Here is a 15972-nt window from a genome sequence, read left to right on the forward strand (position 1 = left end):
GACTTGTTTGACACAAATCTGGGGAGGAATTGGCTGCTACCAGCCATATCTAAAGTTTTTGGATTTTCCATAAATAGCTAGATAGCCAATTTGTCACAATATGAGCAACTATTGGTAATAACAAGTTGCCACTTAATAAGGCACTATAACCAAGGATTATACCAATAATAGTTGCCCAAATTACATAAGGCCATTGTTGGGGACCGCTAAGGTGCAAAACTCCAAAACAAAGACTTGATACGATCACAGCGGTATGATCTCCACCTAAAGCGGGTAGCATGACACCCCGAAATAATAATTCTTCACTTAAACCGGGAAGTAATCCTAACCAGATTAAATCTGGTAAAGCTAGAGGTTTGAGAACCATTTCTAGATAATAATCGGCGCTTTTGCGATAGGGAGGGGAAAGGCGATAAGCTAAACCACTTAATATGGTAATAATTACACCTAAACTAATTCCTAATAATAAATCTTGTTCGCGCCAGTGCCACTTAAAAAGGATGATATCGCCCCAACGTAACCATAATTTAGCAACTATCCAGAGAATAATTGCGGTTACACCCATTGCTACTAAGACTTGGGTGCGTGTTAAGTAGGGGATTTCTGGTTCTTGATTTTTTTGTTCAATCACAGGATTTTAGAAAAATAATTGGTAATTGGTCATTGGTGGTTAGTAATTGTTAATTGTTAATGAGGAAGGATTGATACCTGCTTTATGAGCGACTAATACGCCTACTGCTTCCAAATATGAGTTTACCTGTAAGGTTGGAATTTTTAACATAGAAGCAGGAACTTGGATCAAAGTTTTATTTTCTGCGACTGTAATTATTTGACATTGTTTATGACTTACACTCAATAAAGCACTATTTCCACAAGCGGTGGCGGGAATAATTAAAGCATCAACTTGATTTGCCCAGATATCAGTGGACAAAGAATTGTGATTTTTTGTATTAATGATAAATTGCGGGGCGTTACTCAAACCAACTAAAACACAAGGTAAGAAAGTATAGCCTATTTCTTCAGCCGCTGCACGAGGGGATAAATTAGGGGACGCAGGGGCGGGAGAAAGGGCGGGAGCATGGGCGCAAGGAATTTTAAAGGTACGAACTAATAAATGACTAATGACGGCTTCTGCACCGGCTAGAGGGTCTACTCCTTGACCTTGACGATAGTTTTGGACTGCGGTTTCGTCTATATCTTCCGGGAACCGGGCAACAACTGCGATCGCTTCGGCTTTTTCTGCTATAATTAATTTCTCGGCAGCCCGTAATAAACTATCAGGATTCCCAATTGTTCCCCAACTTGCACCTGATGAAGAAGTTCGTAATTCTACGTTTAGCGGTGCGTCAGTAATCACATGATTTGTAATATTTAATCCTAAGGTTGCTCTGGCTGCGTCGGCTACCTGCAAGTGTCGCAGCATTAATTCCGGTTCAATACCCTGGTCTAAAAGTAACCCGACTCTGTTACTACGGACAGGACGTAAGCCCCATTCTCCAGCCGCAAATTTATCTAAACCATATCCTTCGACATAGAAAGCGTTGGGAATATTCCAGTATAAACTTGCACCGTTCATGACATTGGGGTGAGTAATCAAGCGATCGCAGACCTGTGATATAACTCTAGCTACTGGTAAGGCATCACCAGCATAACCGCCAATCGCTGCCCCAATGCCGGTGGGTATAATTAAAATTACGGTGTATGGTTTTTGAATGGGTATCACAGGTTTTTGTTTCGCGCAAAGACGCTAAGGAGCAAAGACGCAAAGAAGAAATTTAAGCGGTAACTACTGCTTCTACTGTTGCGGTTTGTTGTTCTTCGTCAATAGCAGTAATAGCCCAACGCAGGGGTTCACCTTGTTTTTGTAATTCGGCTGTAATGGCTTTTTCCAATTCTGTGGGGGTTTCTTGTAATTCGATTTCGGCGGTAATAAAGTGAGTTGTCATGATTCTAAATCCTTTGTATTTGTGATTTTGAGAATACAGAAACTTTTTAGGGATTGGTAATTATCAATTATTTACCTAGTACACAACGGCGTAAGTCAACTAACCATTAAAAATTCATGAAAAGCTTATACAATCTGCTTTTTTAATTTTTAATTGTTAATTTTTAATTCCGCCCTGCGGTACTACCCTTTCCCAAATTGTGCTTGATAAACGATGTCTTCTTTTTCTGTTTCAATTTTTAAATCAGAAAGAGGTTTAGCAACACAAAGTAGTGCATAGCCTTGTTTTTGCAAGTCTGGACTTACACCCATACCATCTGCTTGCTCTACAGTTCCTTCTGTAACCAAAGCCGCACAAGTTGTACAAACACCAGCGCCGCAAGAAGTTGGTAGGTCTAAACCAGTAGCTGAGGCGGCGTTGAGAATAGTTTCATCTTCAGGAACTTGCAGAGTATATGTTGTACCTTGGTGGTTAATTTCTACGGTGTAAGTTTTGGACATATATAGCAGCAATTTTTGACGACAGACAAATATCTTATTCTACTTGATCATATATAGCAATCTTGTCTGATCTGAGAAAGTTTATCTTTTTTAATGTTGCTAACTTTTTAGAGGATATTTGTACAAAATATATTTTACCTGCTTTGGTGCGTTCAGGGTGGGATATCACCAAGCAAGTCCGAGAACAGGTATATTTTACTGATGGTTGGATTTATGTTCAAGGGAATCAAACACGCCGGGGAAAGGCGAAAAAAGCCGATTATATTCTTTTGGACTAGATAACGCCAGGATTCTGGTTTAAGTGGCCTCGTTGAACCAGGAATCCCAGTGTCTTTAGACCGGGGAGTGTCAATTCGTATCCGCTCAATAAAAAGAGTGAAAATGTCAGAATCAGGATTTTTGATTGTTGTTGGGTTGATAAAATTTGGGAATTTTTCCTATCATCCTGTAAATCCTTAAATCTTGTAAATCATGATTCTGACAGATTAATCCTATTGAAAACGATAATTGCGATAGCCACGTTCACCATTCGCATCTCTTATGGATAAACCCGTAGGAATAGCATTACCTTGAGGATCTACTTTTACCCTGACTAAAATTGGTTGTTGTCTACCATTTCTGTTTTCCTGAACTTGTGAAATATCTTCATTAATCTGTTGTCTTTGTTCTTCAGGAATGAAATAGTTTTCCAACCCATAATTAATTAAACCGTCTTGATAATTACCTTTTAAAGCTACCTGATTATTAGATAAATCAACAGGGCGATTACTACTTACTCGGATAGGTTTCCAAGATTGGAGTTCATTCCTATCAAAAGATTGTCGTTCTTGCAAAATTAGATATAAGGTACTTCCTTGGGAAATTTGTCTACCTCTGCGGGAATTTCTTCGCAACCAATTATTCCAACCTGGTAATCTTCTCAAAGTTTCGGGACGAGAAATATTATAATCCAAGTTCAATGAAGAACCTCGGACAACATCATTAGGATTTATAGCTACAGTTTGCAAAATTACCGTCTTACCAGTCATGTCTGTATACATGGCTTGAGAAGGTACAGCCAAAATTAAACCTACTTGAACCAATAAAGGGGCAATTAATCGCCAAATTGGTAAAGGTTTATTAGCTTTCTGTTCTGTAGCAATAAGATAATCCCGAAAGGTTAACTTTTCAGAAAATTGCATTTCTGGGTTTGAGGTTTTTTTTGATTCAGGGAAGTCATTTTTCATGGGATTAATTTAGTAATTGGTAATAGATAATAGGGAAAAATACTTTTCCCATTACTGCTAATTTTTAGATAGGAATTTATCCGCAGAGATTTATATAGCAAGAATTCAGGAGTCACCGAGTCAGGAGAAAGAAAGTAAGAGTCAAAATCTAATTTTGTGCGAGTAATGTAGCAATATCCGGCAGAATATCCCCTATTAATTTGTTTTAACTGCTGAATTATTCTTGATGAATATGTCTTCATTCTGATTGAAAATTATCCCATTAATCACCTCTGTTATCACGTCTGTTGTCATCTCTATTATCTCCTCTACTACTTCTATAATCACTCCCACTATTGCTTCTTTTGTCACCTCTATTATCGCTATTGTCTCCTCTACTACTTCTATAATCACTCCAATCACTCCCACTATTGCTTCTTTTGTCACCTCTATTATCGTTATTGCCTCCACTACTACTTCTATAATCACTCCCACTATTGCTTCTTTTGTCACCTCTATTATCGTTATTGCCTCCACTACTACTTCTGTAATCACTCCCACTATTGCTTCTTTTATCACCTCTGTTATCGCTATTGTCTCCATGACTACTTTTATTCCCAGTATTCACGCTATTCACGCTATTCCCACTACCACCACTATTCCCGCTACCACCGCTATTTCCACTATTCCCGCTACCACCACTATTCCCGCTATTCCCGCTATTCCCGCTATTCCCGCTATTCCCACTATTTCCGCTATTCCCGCTACCACCGCTATTTCCGCTATTCCCGCTACCACCGCTATTTCCGCTATTCCCGCTACCACCGCTATTTCCACTATTTCCGCTATTCCCGCTATTTCCGCTATTCCCGCTATTTCCGCTATTCCCGCTACCACCACTATTACTAGTTTTAGAAGTAGTAAAACGACTTTCAAACCAAAGTCCGGCTGCAATGAGAGAATAACCGCAAATACCAAATACTAAAGCCCGGAAAAGAACCTCAGTATTATATTCTAAAACCCGGCTGATGATTTGCAAGGTAAATAATAATATACCACACCAAAAGGCGGTTCTTTTCCGTAATTTCAACCCTTCTTGAACTAATCCCCAGGCTAATATTGCCAACAAAATGTTGAAGATAAAAATGCCTAGTTCAGTAATTCTGGTGATAGCTTGATGCCAAAAGGGAGTAATCAGAATGAACCCCAAAAAAGTAGTAATAATGCCAATTCTGAAAAATACTTCCCGACGAAGTGGACTGTTGCTTTGACGAATTAGAAACAACCATTGCAACACTGCCAAACCGCTGAGAATTCCTAAATCAATAATGGGTAAAGATGGCAATACATTCGATAAATTACTAGTTTGATCGAAGGGATTTAAAAATGATAAACTGCTACTAGAGTCTACAGATTCCCATTGAGAACGAAAAGACAAAAGATAGAAAACTACCCCAAAACAGATCAAGCCTAAATTACGTGCCAGAGGTTGAAACAATCTATAATTAACTGTGGGAAAAAGTAAATCGTCATAACTCCAAAGTAAGGCAGGTGGCAAAGCCAAAGCAAAGGAAGCTATCCAAGAAGCTAGATCAGAAAATGTTAAGAGTGGTAAAGGTCTGAGGTTATATTGCAAAGATATAATAAATGCCACAACTCCCATGCCAAAAATCCACCGGGATCTGCAAATATAAGCTAAGGGAACAAACAGTAACCATGATAGTAAGGGCATATGGCGCACAGCTAACCGCGCCCAAGTCAGTTCCCCAGATTCAGATCCTAAATTACCAATTCCTATCCAATAACCGATTTGAATGAGGACAATGGCCATAATTCCCAAGGAATTGAGGGAAAGACTATAAGCCATGACTAACACTCCAAACCCCCAAGCTAAAAATAACTCAGAAGCTGAACCGCTAATATTGAATATTTGCCCCATTAACATGAGGGTTGCCCCTAAAATAAAAGCACTGAGAATTAACAATGCTTCTCCGAGTACCCGTTTACCCTCTTGAGATTTTTTACCCTGATTTGTGGTAAGTGTAGGTTCTCGCCAAGTCAAAAACCCAGTAATGGCTGTGGAGAGAAATAAACTCATTAACAAGATAAACTTAACATCCCGTGACCAACCCTGCCAATTTGCGCCCACAAGGGTCATTAAACCTAAGCCTAATAGTAAACCGCCAATGACAATGGCAATCACACCAAAACTATCACGGGTAGATTCTTCTATCTTATTAAATTGATGCCGCTTGGCTATTTGGTCATACTGGGAAGAATTAATAATTCCTTCGTCTCGCCAACGTTGTGATTCTTGGCGGAGTTTTTGCTGAAAATTGTTAAATATCATGACCTCTCCGGTACATAAGTGGAATACCAAATCTAAAATCTTAATTTGGTATGAGTTTGACAAGCATTAAAACAAGGTTAGCTTCTAGCCAAAAGCCAGAAGCCATACCGGACGAACTTTGCAAACGCCATTTGAATATCGGTCAATGTCTTTTTAGTATGCAGCCAAATATATTGATTGCATTGTTCTCATGTAACAGTTTCTCTTCTGATTTAATTTGGTAGAAATTAATATGCAAAAACCTTCTAATTTATTGCTTAAAGTTACGCGACAGTTATTTGCAAATGTAGATGAACAAACAAAGTTTATTGATGCTTTAGTTCATCCTCAACCTTTTGCACCTTGTATTCTGTGGTGTCAAGATAAACCCGATATTTCGCCTTTTAATGTGCAAACACCAACACATTGGCAACCGCATTTTGTAGATAGGTTATCTTTGGGAGAAAAACCAGGTAAGCATTCTCTCCATGAACAAGGATATTTTTACTGTTTAGATTTTTCTTCGGTATTTTCTGCTTCTGTTTTGTTGGCAATTCCCGAATCAATATCTGTAGTTTTTGATATGTGTGCTGCCCCTGGTGGTAAAAGTGTGTTTGCTTGGAGGGCTTTAAAACCTGATTTATTAATTACTAATGAGGTGATTGGTAAGCGGTTGGGGATGTTAATTTCTAATTTAAAACGTTGTCAAATTAAACCTAGTGGGGTAATAAATAGGGATTCGAGTATTTTTGCGGAATTATTGCCAGCTTCGAGTAATTTGGTGATAGTTGATGCCCCTTGTACTGGGCAATCTTTACTAGCTAAAAATGAGAAAGCACCGGGATGTTTTCACGCGACTTCAATTAATAAAAGTGCAAATCGTCAAAAACGGATTATTGCTAATTCTGCCCAAGTTGTTGCCCCTCAAGGTTATTTGGCTTATATGACTTGTACTTATTCTGCTGAAGAAAATGAGCAGGTTTGTGAATGGTTTTTGGAACGGTTTCCGCATTTTCAAGCGGTGGAAGTTGAGCATTTATCTACTTTTCAATCTCGTTTAACTAGTATTCCTCGTTATCGGATGTTTCCTCAATATCGGTTGGGTGCTGGTGCTTTTACGGCGTTGTTTAAAAATACGGCGGAAGGTGATATGAACGGGATTGATTTAGACACTATGTCTGCTATGTGGAGATATCAAAATATGTAATATTTTTGGATGCTATCGGAATAAAGCCCACCTGCGTGTGATTGACATTAGACCTCTTGCAGAATTGATTTTGTGTTATGATGGTTGATTTTTTTAATCTTAATGGGGTGAGATAACTAAAAAGATTGATACCTGGGGTATTTGTAGCGATAGTTGTAATCGCGGAACGTCTGACAGAAAAAACATCACCAAAAAAAGATAAAATCAAATTCTGTCATTATCAGAATCTGAGGTGATGAAAAAATGAACTATAAATCCATCCAACAACTAAAACCAAGAGCATTTAAGCGTCGCTTTGGAGTGAGAAGAAAGACTTTTAAGAAAATGGTTAAAACTCTCAAAGAATTTCAAACTATTAACAAAAAGAACCAAAGGTCTCTTAGAGGTTGTTTGAAAAGTATTATATGAAACCCATAATCTCCAAAAACCTAACCCCCCTTCCCCCCTTCCCTACAAGGGAATGGGGGTTTTAAAGCCTCTCCCCTGGTAGGGGAGAGGTTTGGAGAGGGGTCTGTTTACACATTAAAAACTTTTAAAACATCCTCTTATATAGGTGGAGATAATATGACTACACCTAAGAAAAAGCCCAGGAATAAAGAATTAACAGATGAACAGAAAGAGGCAAACAAAAAACTGTCTAGTAAACGAATTTTTGTAGAGCGTATCATAAGAGTTATTAAGATTTTTCGCATAGCATCAGAAAGATTTCGTCTTCATAAAGATACTTATGAAAAAGTAATACTGACGATTTGTGGATTGGTTAGGTTACGAATTGATTCTCTAATTTTACCAAATTTATGATGTGTTTTAAAAGTATGCAGATTATGAAATAACCATCAGCATTTTTTCCGGGCTATACTAACAGTAACTATCTCTAGCCCTCATAATTACATCAAGTCTGGCTGACATGAAAACATCCTCAAAGCCAGAAACAGACTGCTTTTTAAATTTTCGGACAGGTCTAATAATTACCTATCAAATCGGAGAAGAGGTTAATAAAATTGAATCTGAAGCTGTTGATGTAGATAGACATTAGCTACTTAATAAGCTAATTGTAATTATCCCAAAGTCAAAATACCAACTTGAAAATTCACCACCAAAGGCAAAAATTCCAACCACCTTTTTACGAAGAAATTGCCAATATAGTCCTTCTAAATCTTGTTTATTAATTGCTAGAAAACCTGTAAAGCCAGTATCTAACATCGTCCTTTTATTATTAGCGGGCAAGATGCCCGCACTACAAGAAATTTTGGGATATTTTTTTAATTGGAAGTCTTTAAAGAAATTAGGGTTGAATTTGCTGCTGATTCCAACTTAGGTATTTCCTGGGGTACTTCCACCGGGTTGATTGTAGAAATATTGCTGAGGTTATAACCAAAAATCTGATCATAGTTAGAGGCAACAGCTAAAAATGCCCCACCTAAAATATATATTGGTAATGGGACAGAAAAACCTTGTAACCACTTAAAAAACTCTGCGAATGCAAACAGAACAAAAAAGCATACAAACCAAACTCTCATGATTTCATCTGTTCCTGACTAAGTTATCTTTTCACTTATTTTAGTAGGCACGGGGTAGGCACGGGGGCGCTACCCCTACATTAAATCCAAATCTTTTATATAATTAATTTTGCCTGCCGCCTATAACTATTTATTTTCATTTTTCAAAGCTTCTGTAGCTTGTTCAACTGACAGTGGACGATATAATAGGTATCCTTGGACTTCATCACAGTGAATCGAGCGTAAAAATTCTAATTCTGCGGGATGTTCTACACCTTCAGCGATTAATCTCAATCCTAAAGATTGTCCTAGGGTAACTATCGCTTGGATAATATGAGCAACTTTTGGATCTGTAGTTAGTTCTCTGATAAAAGATTGATCAATTTTTAAGTTATGGAATGGTAAGACTTTTAAGCGATTTAGGGAAGAATAGCCTGTACCAAAGTCATCAATGGCCAAAAGTAACCCCATTTCTGCTAAATTTTGGAGTGCAGTTGTCGTGAAATTGATATCAGCTATCGCTGTAGTTTCCGTAATTTCTAATTCTAAAAATTCTGGTTTTAGTTGAGTTTCTGTTAAAATATCAGTTAATATTTCTACTAACTTAGGTTGGCGAAATTGCCCAGGAGAAAGATTAACGGCAATTGTAATTGGTTGATATCCTGCATCTTGCCAAGCTTTATTTTGTATACAAGCCTGACGTAATGCCCATTCACCAATAGAGATAATTAAACCGCTTTTTTCCGCTAGAGGAATAAAAACAGCGGGAGAAATTACACCCATTTCTGAGTGATTCCAACGCAATAAAGCCTCCATGCCTGTAATTTTACCCGTGGTAATATTAACACGAGGCTGATAGTAAACCATCAATTCTTTGCGTTTTATGGCATGGCGTAAATTTTTTTCTAACTTCAATAATTCGGGATTTTTTTGACTGAGAGATTCTTTATAAAATTGGTAATTATTTCTGCCTTGATTCTTAGCATAATATAACGCCGCGTCTGCGTGTTGAATGAGGGTTTCGGCATCAGGACTATCTTTACCCAATAGGGCTATGCCAATACTAGAACTAATATAAAGTTCATGTCCGTTAATATAAAAAGCATCTTCTAAAGTCTGGAGAATATTTTTAGCTATTTGGATAATGGGTGGAATTTCAGTTACTCGTGGTAAGAAAATAGTGAATTCATCACCACCCCAACGAGCCACAACATCTTCAATTCTAATTGTGTCTCTGATTCTTTGGGCGACAATTTTTAATAAATTATCTCCGACTGTATGCCCCAAAGTATCATTGATAATTTTAAAGCGATCCAGATCCAGGAACATCACGGCAATACTTTCTTCTGGCTGAATTATTTTTTGGATGCCTTGGTTGAGGATATCGTTGAATCGTAACCGATTGGGCAGTCCAGTCAGTAAGTCGTGCATGGCCTGATAGCGGATCTTTTCCTCTACTTGCTGACGTTGACGAGCGCCACTAATACTTGCGGCCATTGTGATCAGGCTAGATTCTTCATGTTTTGACCAATAACGCTCTGATTTGCATTCAACTAAACCCAAACAGCCCCAGAACTGTGTTTCTAATCTTAGCGGTACAAATAGAAGGGATTTAATATTATCTCCCATAAGCAGTTTTTGTTCCTCCGGGGAAAATATTTGGGTAAAGTCGCTAATAGTCTCACCTTGAAAAAGTTTGCTATACCACCGTTCTAATCCAGGGGTTTGATAAGACTGATTTTGCCAATGGGAGTGGGAAGTTTCTGCACCAGATTTAATCCATTCACACTGCATACTAATGGACATTTCTCCGCTCACTGGATGGGGATGATTTTGGAATAGATAAACTCGTTCTACATTGGTAGCTTCTCCTAATGCTGCCAGTGCTTTTTCGATAGCTAGATCATAGTTCATTTCTGCTAATAAATAATTTGCCGCTTCCGCTACTGCTTGTAATAGGCGATCGCGTTGTTTTAGTTCTAGTTCAGCTTGTTTTTGCTCAGTAATTTCTCTAATAATAAAAGTTCTAATTAAATTACTTTCAGGTAAGTAATGAACAGATTGTTCAAAAATTTGGTTACCAACTGTTACTTCCCGGACAAAGGAATTTTGCGCTTGATTCTTAACTGCTGTTAATAATTGGGTCAAAATTGGGTGTTCCTGAGCTATCTGCCTCAAGTTCGGAAATTTGGCCACTGCTGCCGGATTTACATATGTTACTCTTCCTGCTAAATCCATTTCAATAATAGCATTAGGAATAAGTTCAGGAAAAGAAGCTAGGCGGGCTAAAGCTGTCTCACTAGCAGCTTCAAAATTAATATTTTCCATAATAGCTTTACTAACGTGAGAAAGAGAATTTACCTTACCAGAAAGGAAATTAGACAAGTCACCAGTTCCACAAGATTCAGAAAATATTTGCTCCGAAAGATTAGTAATTACATAGTATTTAGCTTGAGTGTGACTATCAAATGCAATAACATCTCCATTTTGAAGATTATGATGAAGACATTTATGGCCATTTACAAATAAACCGTTAGTGCTTTTTTTCCCTTGGAAGTTACCATCAATAATCCTAAACCCATATTGATCAGTATTGGGGATTGTTACCCTTAATAAAATCGCGTGTTGTCTGGATACAGACGGAGAATAAAGAACAATAGCATTTCTTAAATCCCTTCCTAGAGAGTATGTTGCTTCTAGCAAGGGAAGAGTGCGCTGCCCTTTTGGATCTTGGACAACTAATAAATGGCGAATTTTTTCCGTCTCATTCCCTTCCATGGGTTTTCCTTACAGTCCTATGTATTTGAATAATTTACGTAAAAATTTTTCTATATTCTGAATTATTACAAAAAAAGGGAACAACGAACAGGGAACAGAAGCTAAGATTATGTGGGTATTCTCATGATTGGTGATTGGGCAAATGATTGAAGTTGAGCATCTGAGTAAAATTTACGGTTCGACAACGGCAATTACGGATGTTACCTTTAGCGTAGAACCGGGGGAAATTTTGGGGTTTTTGGGTCCTAATGGGGCTGGTAAAACCACAACTATGCGAATTTTAGCCGGTTATTTACCTGCCACTAGTGGGACAGTGAAGATTGCGGGTTATGATGTCCATGATCATTCTCTGTTGGTGCGGCAGCGAATTGGTTATTTACCGGAAACGCCGCCATTATATCCAGAGATGACGGTGGAAGGGTTTTTACACTTTGTTGCTCGGATTAAGGGAGTTTCTTCAGGCGATCGCCCGACAAAAGTAACAGCAGCCATTAAGCGCTGTAACTTAGAAGATAAGCGCAAAGTCATTATTCGCAAACTCTCTAAAGGCTATCGGCAAAGAGTGGGGATTGCCCAAGCGATCGTTCATGATCCCCCAGCAATTATTCTTGATGAACCTACTGTTGGTCTTGATCCCCGGCAAATTATCGAAGTGCGGAACTTAATTAAAAGTTTAGCAGGAACACACACTATAATTTTATCTACTCATATTCTACCAGAAGTGAGTATGACCTGTAACCGAGTTGCCATTATTAATCGGGGGAAAATAGTTGCAACTAATACCCCAGAAAATTTAATGACACAGTTAACAGTTGGGGCAGGATATGAGTTAGAAATCGGTGGAGAAGCAGCTTTAGCTAAACAAATGCTGCAAAATATATCCGGTGTAAGTTTAGTAGAATTAATGCCTAACCATCAGCAATTATCAGAAAATCATACTTGCTTACGAGTCATATTACAGCCAGGAATAGAACCAGGAAAAGAAATTACGGCGGCTTTAATTCGGGCTGGATTTGATTTATATGAAATGCGGCGAATAAATGCCACACTAGAAGATGTTTTCTTAGAATTAACTACAGCAGAAAAGCATTTACCACCAGAGATAACTTCAGAAATTGAAGAAGGAGAAACTGCATAAATGGGTATAGTCATCGCCAATATTATTGCCATTTATCGTCGAGAACTACAGAGTTATTTTGTTTCCCCATTAGCCTATGGAATAGCTAGTGCATTTTGGTTTTTAGCTGGTTTATTTTTCGTGATGATTTTGTTAGGACCAGAAGGAATTTTAGTCACAGTTTCTAGTTATGATTTCCAAGGGCAACAAATGGGAGTTCCCGCCCCAACAATAGATGTTCCCTATGAATTTGTGCGGGCATTTTTAGATAGAATGGGATGGTTAATGTTATTTGTATTGCCTATTCTCTCAATGGGACTCTATGCTGAAGAACGCAAACGAGGAACTTTGGAACTATTAGCCACATCACCAATTACCAATTGGGCTGTGGCTGTGGGTAAATTATTAGGGGTATTAACATTTTTCTTGACAATGATTTTACCATTAATAGGATTGGAAGCGATCGCTTTATCTAGTTCCAATCCACCCATATCACCCATAATTCCCTTACTTGGTCATTTAGGATTACTCTCACTAGCAGCAGCGATTTTGTCTTTAGGAATGTTTATTTCCTCATTAACAGACAGTACAATTTTATCGGCTGTTCTTACCTTTGCCGTCGTGATTTTGCTGTTATTCATTGATTTAATTGCCAAAGCCATTCCTGGACCAATTGGTGAAGCCGTGAGTCATCTATCTCTGCTTAAACATTACAACACTCTGATTCAAGGAATTTTTGATACTAGCGGCTTGATTTTATTTGCCAGTTACATTATTTTAGGTATTTTTCTCACTGCCCAATCAATTGATGCACTTCGTTTTCAACGTCAGTAGTCAGTAGTCAGTAGTCAGTTGTCAGTTGTCAGTTGTCAGTTGTCATTGGGAAAATTCTTTCTCCCCTCTACTTCCCCTACTCCCCCTACTCCCCCTACTCCCCCTACTTCCCCTACTTCCCCCACTTCCCCCACTTCCCCCACTTCCCCCACTTCCCCCACTTCCCCCACTTCCCCTATTCCCCGTTCCCTAATGAATAAAAATAAACTTTGGAAACTTGTATTTTGGCTCGGACCATTCTTTTTAGCTGCTGGGTTAACCATTGGTTTAATATCAGAAAAATGGGGGATAATCCCTTTATTATTAACAATACTAGGCCTAGTAATTTGTAGCCTATGGATAATAATACAAAGTCAACAAAGTAAATGGTGGCAAAAACGTTCTACCCAATCTGGTACTAATGCTTTAGTCGCTACCTTATCAGTATTAGTTATCTTGGGATTAATTAATTTTTTAGGTATTCGCTATCATTTGCGGCTAGATTTAACAGATAGTCAATTATTTACTCTATCCCCTCAATCAAGGGAATTAGTGAGTAATTTACCCCAAACAATGAAAGTTTGGTTATTCAGTAAAGAACAAAATCTTCAAGATCGAGAATTATTAGATAACTATCATCGTCAAAGTAATAAATTTAAATTTGAGTATCTTGATCCTCAATTAAAGCCAGGAATAGCAGAAAAATTTGGTGTTAAAGATTATGGTGGAGTTTATCTTGAATTTCAAAACAAACGGCAATTAGTCCAGATAATTAATGAAAATGAACGGTTGTCAGAAATAAAATTAACTACTCGTTTACAACAAATTACCAGTTCTACAACTGCTAAAGTTTACTTTCTTCAAGGTCATGGTGAACATCCACTTACAGCTAGTAAAGGAGCAATTTCCCAAGCAATTCAAGGATTAACCGATAAAAACTTGACAACATCAGCTTTAAATTTAGCAGAACAGCCACAAGTTCCTGATGATGCTACTGTTATAGTTGTCGCTGGACCAAAGAAAGAATTATTGACAGGGGAAGTCATAGCTTTACAAAATTATCTTAATCGTGGTGGTAACTTATTATTGATGATTGATCCTAATACCAACCCGAAAATAGACACTATTTTAAAAGATTGGGGTGTGCGTTTAGATAATCGTTTGGCCATTGACACTTCTGGGGCAAATTTGCAACTAGGACCCGCTGCTATCTTAGTAACAGAATATGGACAACATCCTATTACTAAAGATTTTGGGAAAAATATTTCTGTATATCCCTTAACTCGTCCTTTGGAAATTGATCCTGTTCCTGGTATCGAGTCTATGGCTTTATTGAAAACCAAACCCTACCCTAGCAGTTGGGCAGAAAGTGATCAGAAAAGTGAAAAATTAGAATTTAATGAAGGTCAAGACTTAAAAGGACCTTTAACTTTAGGAGTAGCATTAACTAGAAAGTTATCAAATCCAATTCCCACAACTTTACCAAGTCCAATTCCCACAACTTTACCAAATCCAATTTCCACAACTTCACCAAGTCCAATTCCCACAAATTCACCAAGTCCAATTTCCACAAATTCACCAAGTCCAATTTCCACAACTTCTCAACCTACTGCGAAAGAGTCAAGATTAGTAGTATTTGGAAACTCAAATTTTGCCGCTGATGGTTTATTTGAACAACAATTAAATGGAGATGTATTCTTAAACTCAGTTAGTTGGCTAAGTCAACAAGATCAACAACTTCTTTCAATTCGTCCTAAAGAACCAAAAAATCGCCGGATTGTTATCTCCACTCTTGAGGCTAACTTATTAACAATAGCTGCCGTGTTTTTATTACCTTTAATTGGTTTAGGAACAGGTTTTGTGATTTGGTGGAAACGCCGATGAAAAATCAATTAGTAATTCATGATGGTTTCTCATTAAATCAATCAGATTTTTTACTTTTAGAAACAATATTATGGCAAGCTCATGATGGTTATTTTGTCTTAGATTATCATTTACAACGGTTAAAAAATTCAGCAATTTACTTTGATTTTAGTGTTGATATAAATAGCCTAAAAACTCAACTTAATAAATTAGCAGAATCATTTTTAAATCAAGCTTATAAAGTGCGATTACTGTTAAATTCTGATGGTGAGATTACATATCAAACTATGTCTTTATCTCCTGTGAAAAATCAAGAACTAGTCAAATTAGGTATGTGTTGCACACCTGTTGACTCTACTAATATATTTTTGTATCATAAAACGACTAATCGCCAAGTTTATGAAATAGCAAAAGCCGCTTTTCCTGATTGTGATGATGTTTTATTGTGGAATGAAAGAGGTGAAATTACAGAAACCTCTATTGGTAATATTGTGGTGGAGTTAAATGGAGAATTGCTGACACCTCCGGTAAAATGTGGTTTGTTAGCCGGAACTTTTCGCGCTAATTTACTTGACAAAGGTAAAATTAGAGAAGAAATTATGACAATGGAAACGTTAAAATATAGCAATCGCATCTATATAATTAACTCAGTGAAAAAATGGCGAGAAGCAGTTTTAATTTCTCACTAATTAGGTAATTTATTAATTAATATTCA

Annotated in this window: 15 protein-coding genes and 3 pseudogenes; 9 read left to right on the plus strand and 9 right to left on the minus strand. The window is 37.6% G+C overall.

All coding sequences use genetic code 11. The features are described from left to right. Nucleotides 1-49 precede the first annotated feature (49 nt). The 4 genes from HGD76_RS01695 to HGD76_RS01710 all read right to left on the minus strand — a co-directional run bounded on the left by HGD76_RS01695 (nt 50) and on the right by HGD76_RS01710 (nt 2446). A complete protein-coding gene (locus HGD76_RS01695; protein ID WP_148762703.1) occupies nt 50-631 on the minus strand; it encodes a CPBP family intramembrane glutamic endopeptidase in 582 nt (193 codons plus the stop codon). Nucleotides 632-670: 39 nt separating this feature from the next. After that, nucleotides 671-1714 (minus strand): DUF3326 domain-containing protein, encoded by a 1044-nt coding sequence (locus HGD76_RS01700; RefSeq protein WP_168697331.1) that lies wholly within the window; start codon nt 1712-1714, stop codon nt 671-673. Between the two features lie 61 nt (nt 1715-1775). Continuing rightward, nucleotides 1776-1946, minus strand: a complete 171-nt coding sequence (locus HGD76_RS01705; protein ID WP_168652525.1) for a DUF8621 family protein — start codon at nt 1944-1946, stop codon at nt 1776-1778. Between the two features lie 182 nt (nt 1947-2128). After that, entirely contained in the window at nt 2129-2446 is a 318-nt protein-coding gene (locus HGD76_RS01710) for a 2Fe-2S iron-sulfur cluster-binding protein (RefSeq protein ID WP_041458113.1), read from the minus strand. Between the two features lie 83 nt (nt 2447-2529). Here HGD76_RS01710 and HGD76_RS01715 point away from each other — a divergent pair. After that, nucleotides 2530-2715, plus strand: a pseudogene (locus HGD76_RS01715) (hypothetical protein); the annotation flags it as partial. 222 nt (nt 2716-2937) lie between these two features. On the opposite strand, the gene HGD76_RS01720 reads toward HGD76_RS01715, so the two are convergent. Next, nucleotides 2938-3672, minus strand: coding sequence for a GDYXXLXY domain-containing protein (locus HGD76_RS01720; protein ID WP_168694777.1), 735 nt, complete (start codon nt 3670-3672; stop codon nt 2938-2940). 877 nt (nt 3673-4549) lie between these two features. Further along, nucleotides 4550-6001 (minus strand): annotated as a pseudogene (locus HGD76_RS01725) (DUF2157 domain-containing protein); the annotation flags it as partial. A gap of 232 nt (nt 6002-6233) precedes the next feature. Here HGD76_RS01725 and HGD76_RS01730 point away from each other — a divergent pair. The 4 genes and pseudogenes from HGD76_RS01730 to HGD76_RS25750 all read left to right on the plus strand — a co-directional run bounded on the left by HGD76_RS01730 (nt 6234) and on the right by HGD76_RS25750 (nt 8223). Next, nucleotides 6234-7187, plus strand: coding sequence for an RsmB/NOP family class I SAM-dependent RNA methyltransferase (locus tag HGD76_RS01730; protein ID WP_168694778.1), 954 nt, complete (start codon nt 6234-6236; stop codon nt 7185-7187). Nucleotides 7188-7430: 243 nt separating this feature from the next. Beyond that, nucleotides 7431-7550 (plus strand): annotated as a pseudogene (locus HGD76_RS01735) (IS5/IS1182 family transposase); the annotation flags it as partial. A 186-nt stretch (nt 7551-7736) separates the two neighbouring features. Next, nucleotides 7737-7988, plus strand: coding sequence for a transposase family protein (locus HGD76_RS01740; RefSeq protein WP_267904362.1), 252 nt, complete (start codon nt 7737-7739; stop codon nt 7986-7988). 106 nt (nt 7989-8094) lie between these two features. Continuing rightward, on the plus strand, nt 8095-8223 hold the full coding sequence (locus HGD76_RS25750; RefSeq protein WP_267904313.1) for a hypothetical protein: 129 nt from the start codon (nt 8095-8097) through the stop codon (nt 8221-8223). Here HGD76_RS25750 and HGD76_RS01745 read toward each other — a convergent pair. The 3 genes from HGD76_RS01745 to HGD76_RS01755 all read right to left on the minus strand — a co-directional run bounded on the left by HGD76_RS01745 (nt 8220) and on the right by HGD76_RS01755 (nt 11464). Next, complete coding sequence (locus HGD76_RS01745) at nt 8220-8414, minus strand: hypothetical protein (RefSeq protein ID WP_371415534.1); 195 nt, start codon at nt 8412-8414, stop codon at nt 8220-8222. The genes HGD76_RS25750 and HGD76_RS01745 overlap by 4 nt on opposite strands. A 35-nt stretch (nt 8415-8449) precedes the next feature. Continuing rightward, the gene (locus HGD76_RS01750; protein ID WP_148762694.1) at nt 8450-8707 is read right to left on the minus strand and encodes a hypothetical protein; all 258 of its coding nucleotides are present in this window, start codon (nt 8705-8707) and stop codon (nt 8450-8452) included. Between the two features lie 126 nt (nt 8708-8833). After that, nucleotides 8834-11464, minus strand: a complete 2631-nt coding sequence (locus tag HGD76_RS01755) for an EAL domain-containing protein (RefSeq protein WP_168694780.1) — start codon at nt 11462-11464, stop codon at nt 8834-8836. A gap of 142 nt (nt 11465-11606) precedes the next feature. On the opposite strand from HGD76_RS01755, the gene HGD76_RS01760 reads away from it, so the two are divergent. From HGD76_RS01760 to HGD76_RS01775, 4 genes are all read left to right on the plus strand, one after another. Further along, nucleotides 11607-12602 (plus strand): ABC transporter ATP-binding protein, encoded by a 996-nt coding sequence (locus tag HGD76_RS01760; protein WP_148762690.1) that lies wholly within the window; start codon nt 11607-11609, stop codon nt 12600-12602. Further along, complete coding sequence (locus tag HGD76_RS01765) at nt 12603-13415, plus strand: ABC transporter permease (RefSeq protein WP_168694781.1); 813 nt, start codon at nt 12603-12605, stop codon at nt 13413-13415. It abuts the gene before it with no gap. 192 nt (nt 13416-13607) lie between these two features. Then, nucleotides 13608-15278, plus strand: a complete 1671-nt coding sequence (locus HGD76_RS01770; protein ID WP_168697333.1) for a GldG family protein — start codon at nt 13608-13610, stop codon at nt 15276-15278. Continuing rightward, nucleotides 15275-15946: an aminotransferase class IV gene (locus tag HGD76_RS01775; protein WP_168694782.1), complete on the plus strand. Its 672-nt coding sequence runs from the start codon at nt 15275-15277 to the stop codon at nt 15944-15946. Before HGD76_RS01770 ends, HGD76_RS01775 begins: the two co-directional genes overlap by 4 nt. Nucleotides 15947-15972: the final 26 nt, after the last annotated feature.

It is taken from the genome of Dolichospermum flos-aquae CCAP 1403/13F (assembly GCF_012516395.1).
GTDB lineage: Bacteria > Cyanobacteriota > Cyanobacteriia > Cyanobacteriales > Nostocaceae > Dolichospermum > Dolichospermum lemmermannii.

Coding starts and splice junctions, on each gene's coding strand:
- HGD76_RS01705 (WP_168652525.1), bottom strand. CDS start 1,946: ATGACAACTCACTTTATTACCGCCGAAATCGAATTACAAGAAACCCCC.
- HGD76_RS01710 (WP_041458113.1), bottom strand. CDS start 2,446: ATGTCCAAAACTTACACCGTAGAAATTAACCACCAAGGTACAACATAT.
- HGD76_RS01720 (WP_168694777.1), bottom strand. CDS start 3,672: ATGAAAAATGACTTCCCTGAATCAAAAAAAACCTCAAACCCAGAAATG.
- HGD76_RS01730 (WP_168694778.1), top strand. CDS start 6,234: ATGCAAAAACCTTCTAATTTATTGCTTAAAGTTACGCGACAGTTATTT.
- HGD76_RS25750 (WP_267904313.1), top strand. CDS start 8,095: ATGAAAACATCCTCAAAGCCAGAAACAGACTGCTTTTTAAATTTTCGG.
- HGD76_RS01750 (WP_148762694.1), bottom strand. CDS start 8,707: ATGAGAGTTTGGTTTGTATGCTTTTTTGTTCTGTTTGCATTCGCAGAG.
- HGD76_RS01755 (WP_168694780.1), bottom strand. CDS start 11,464: ATGGAAGGGAATGAGACGGAAAAAATTCGCCATTTATTAGTTGTCCAA.
- HGD76_RS01760 (WP_148762690.1), top strand. CDS start 11,607: ATGATTGAAGTTGAGCATCTGAGTAAAATTTACGGTTCGACAACGGCA.
- HGD76_RS01765 (WP_168694781.1), top strand. CDS start 12,603: ATGGGTATAGTCATCGCCAATATTATTGCCATTTATCGTCGAGAACTA.
- HGD76_RS01770 (WP_168697333.1), top strand. CDS start 13,608: ATGAATAAAAATAAACTTTGGAAACTTGTATTTTGGCTCGGACCATTC.
- HGD76_RS01775 (WP_168694782.1), top strand. CDS start 15,275: ATGAAAAATCAATTAGTAATTCATGATGGTTTCTCATTAAATCAATCA.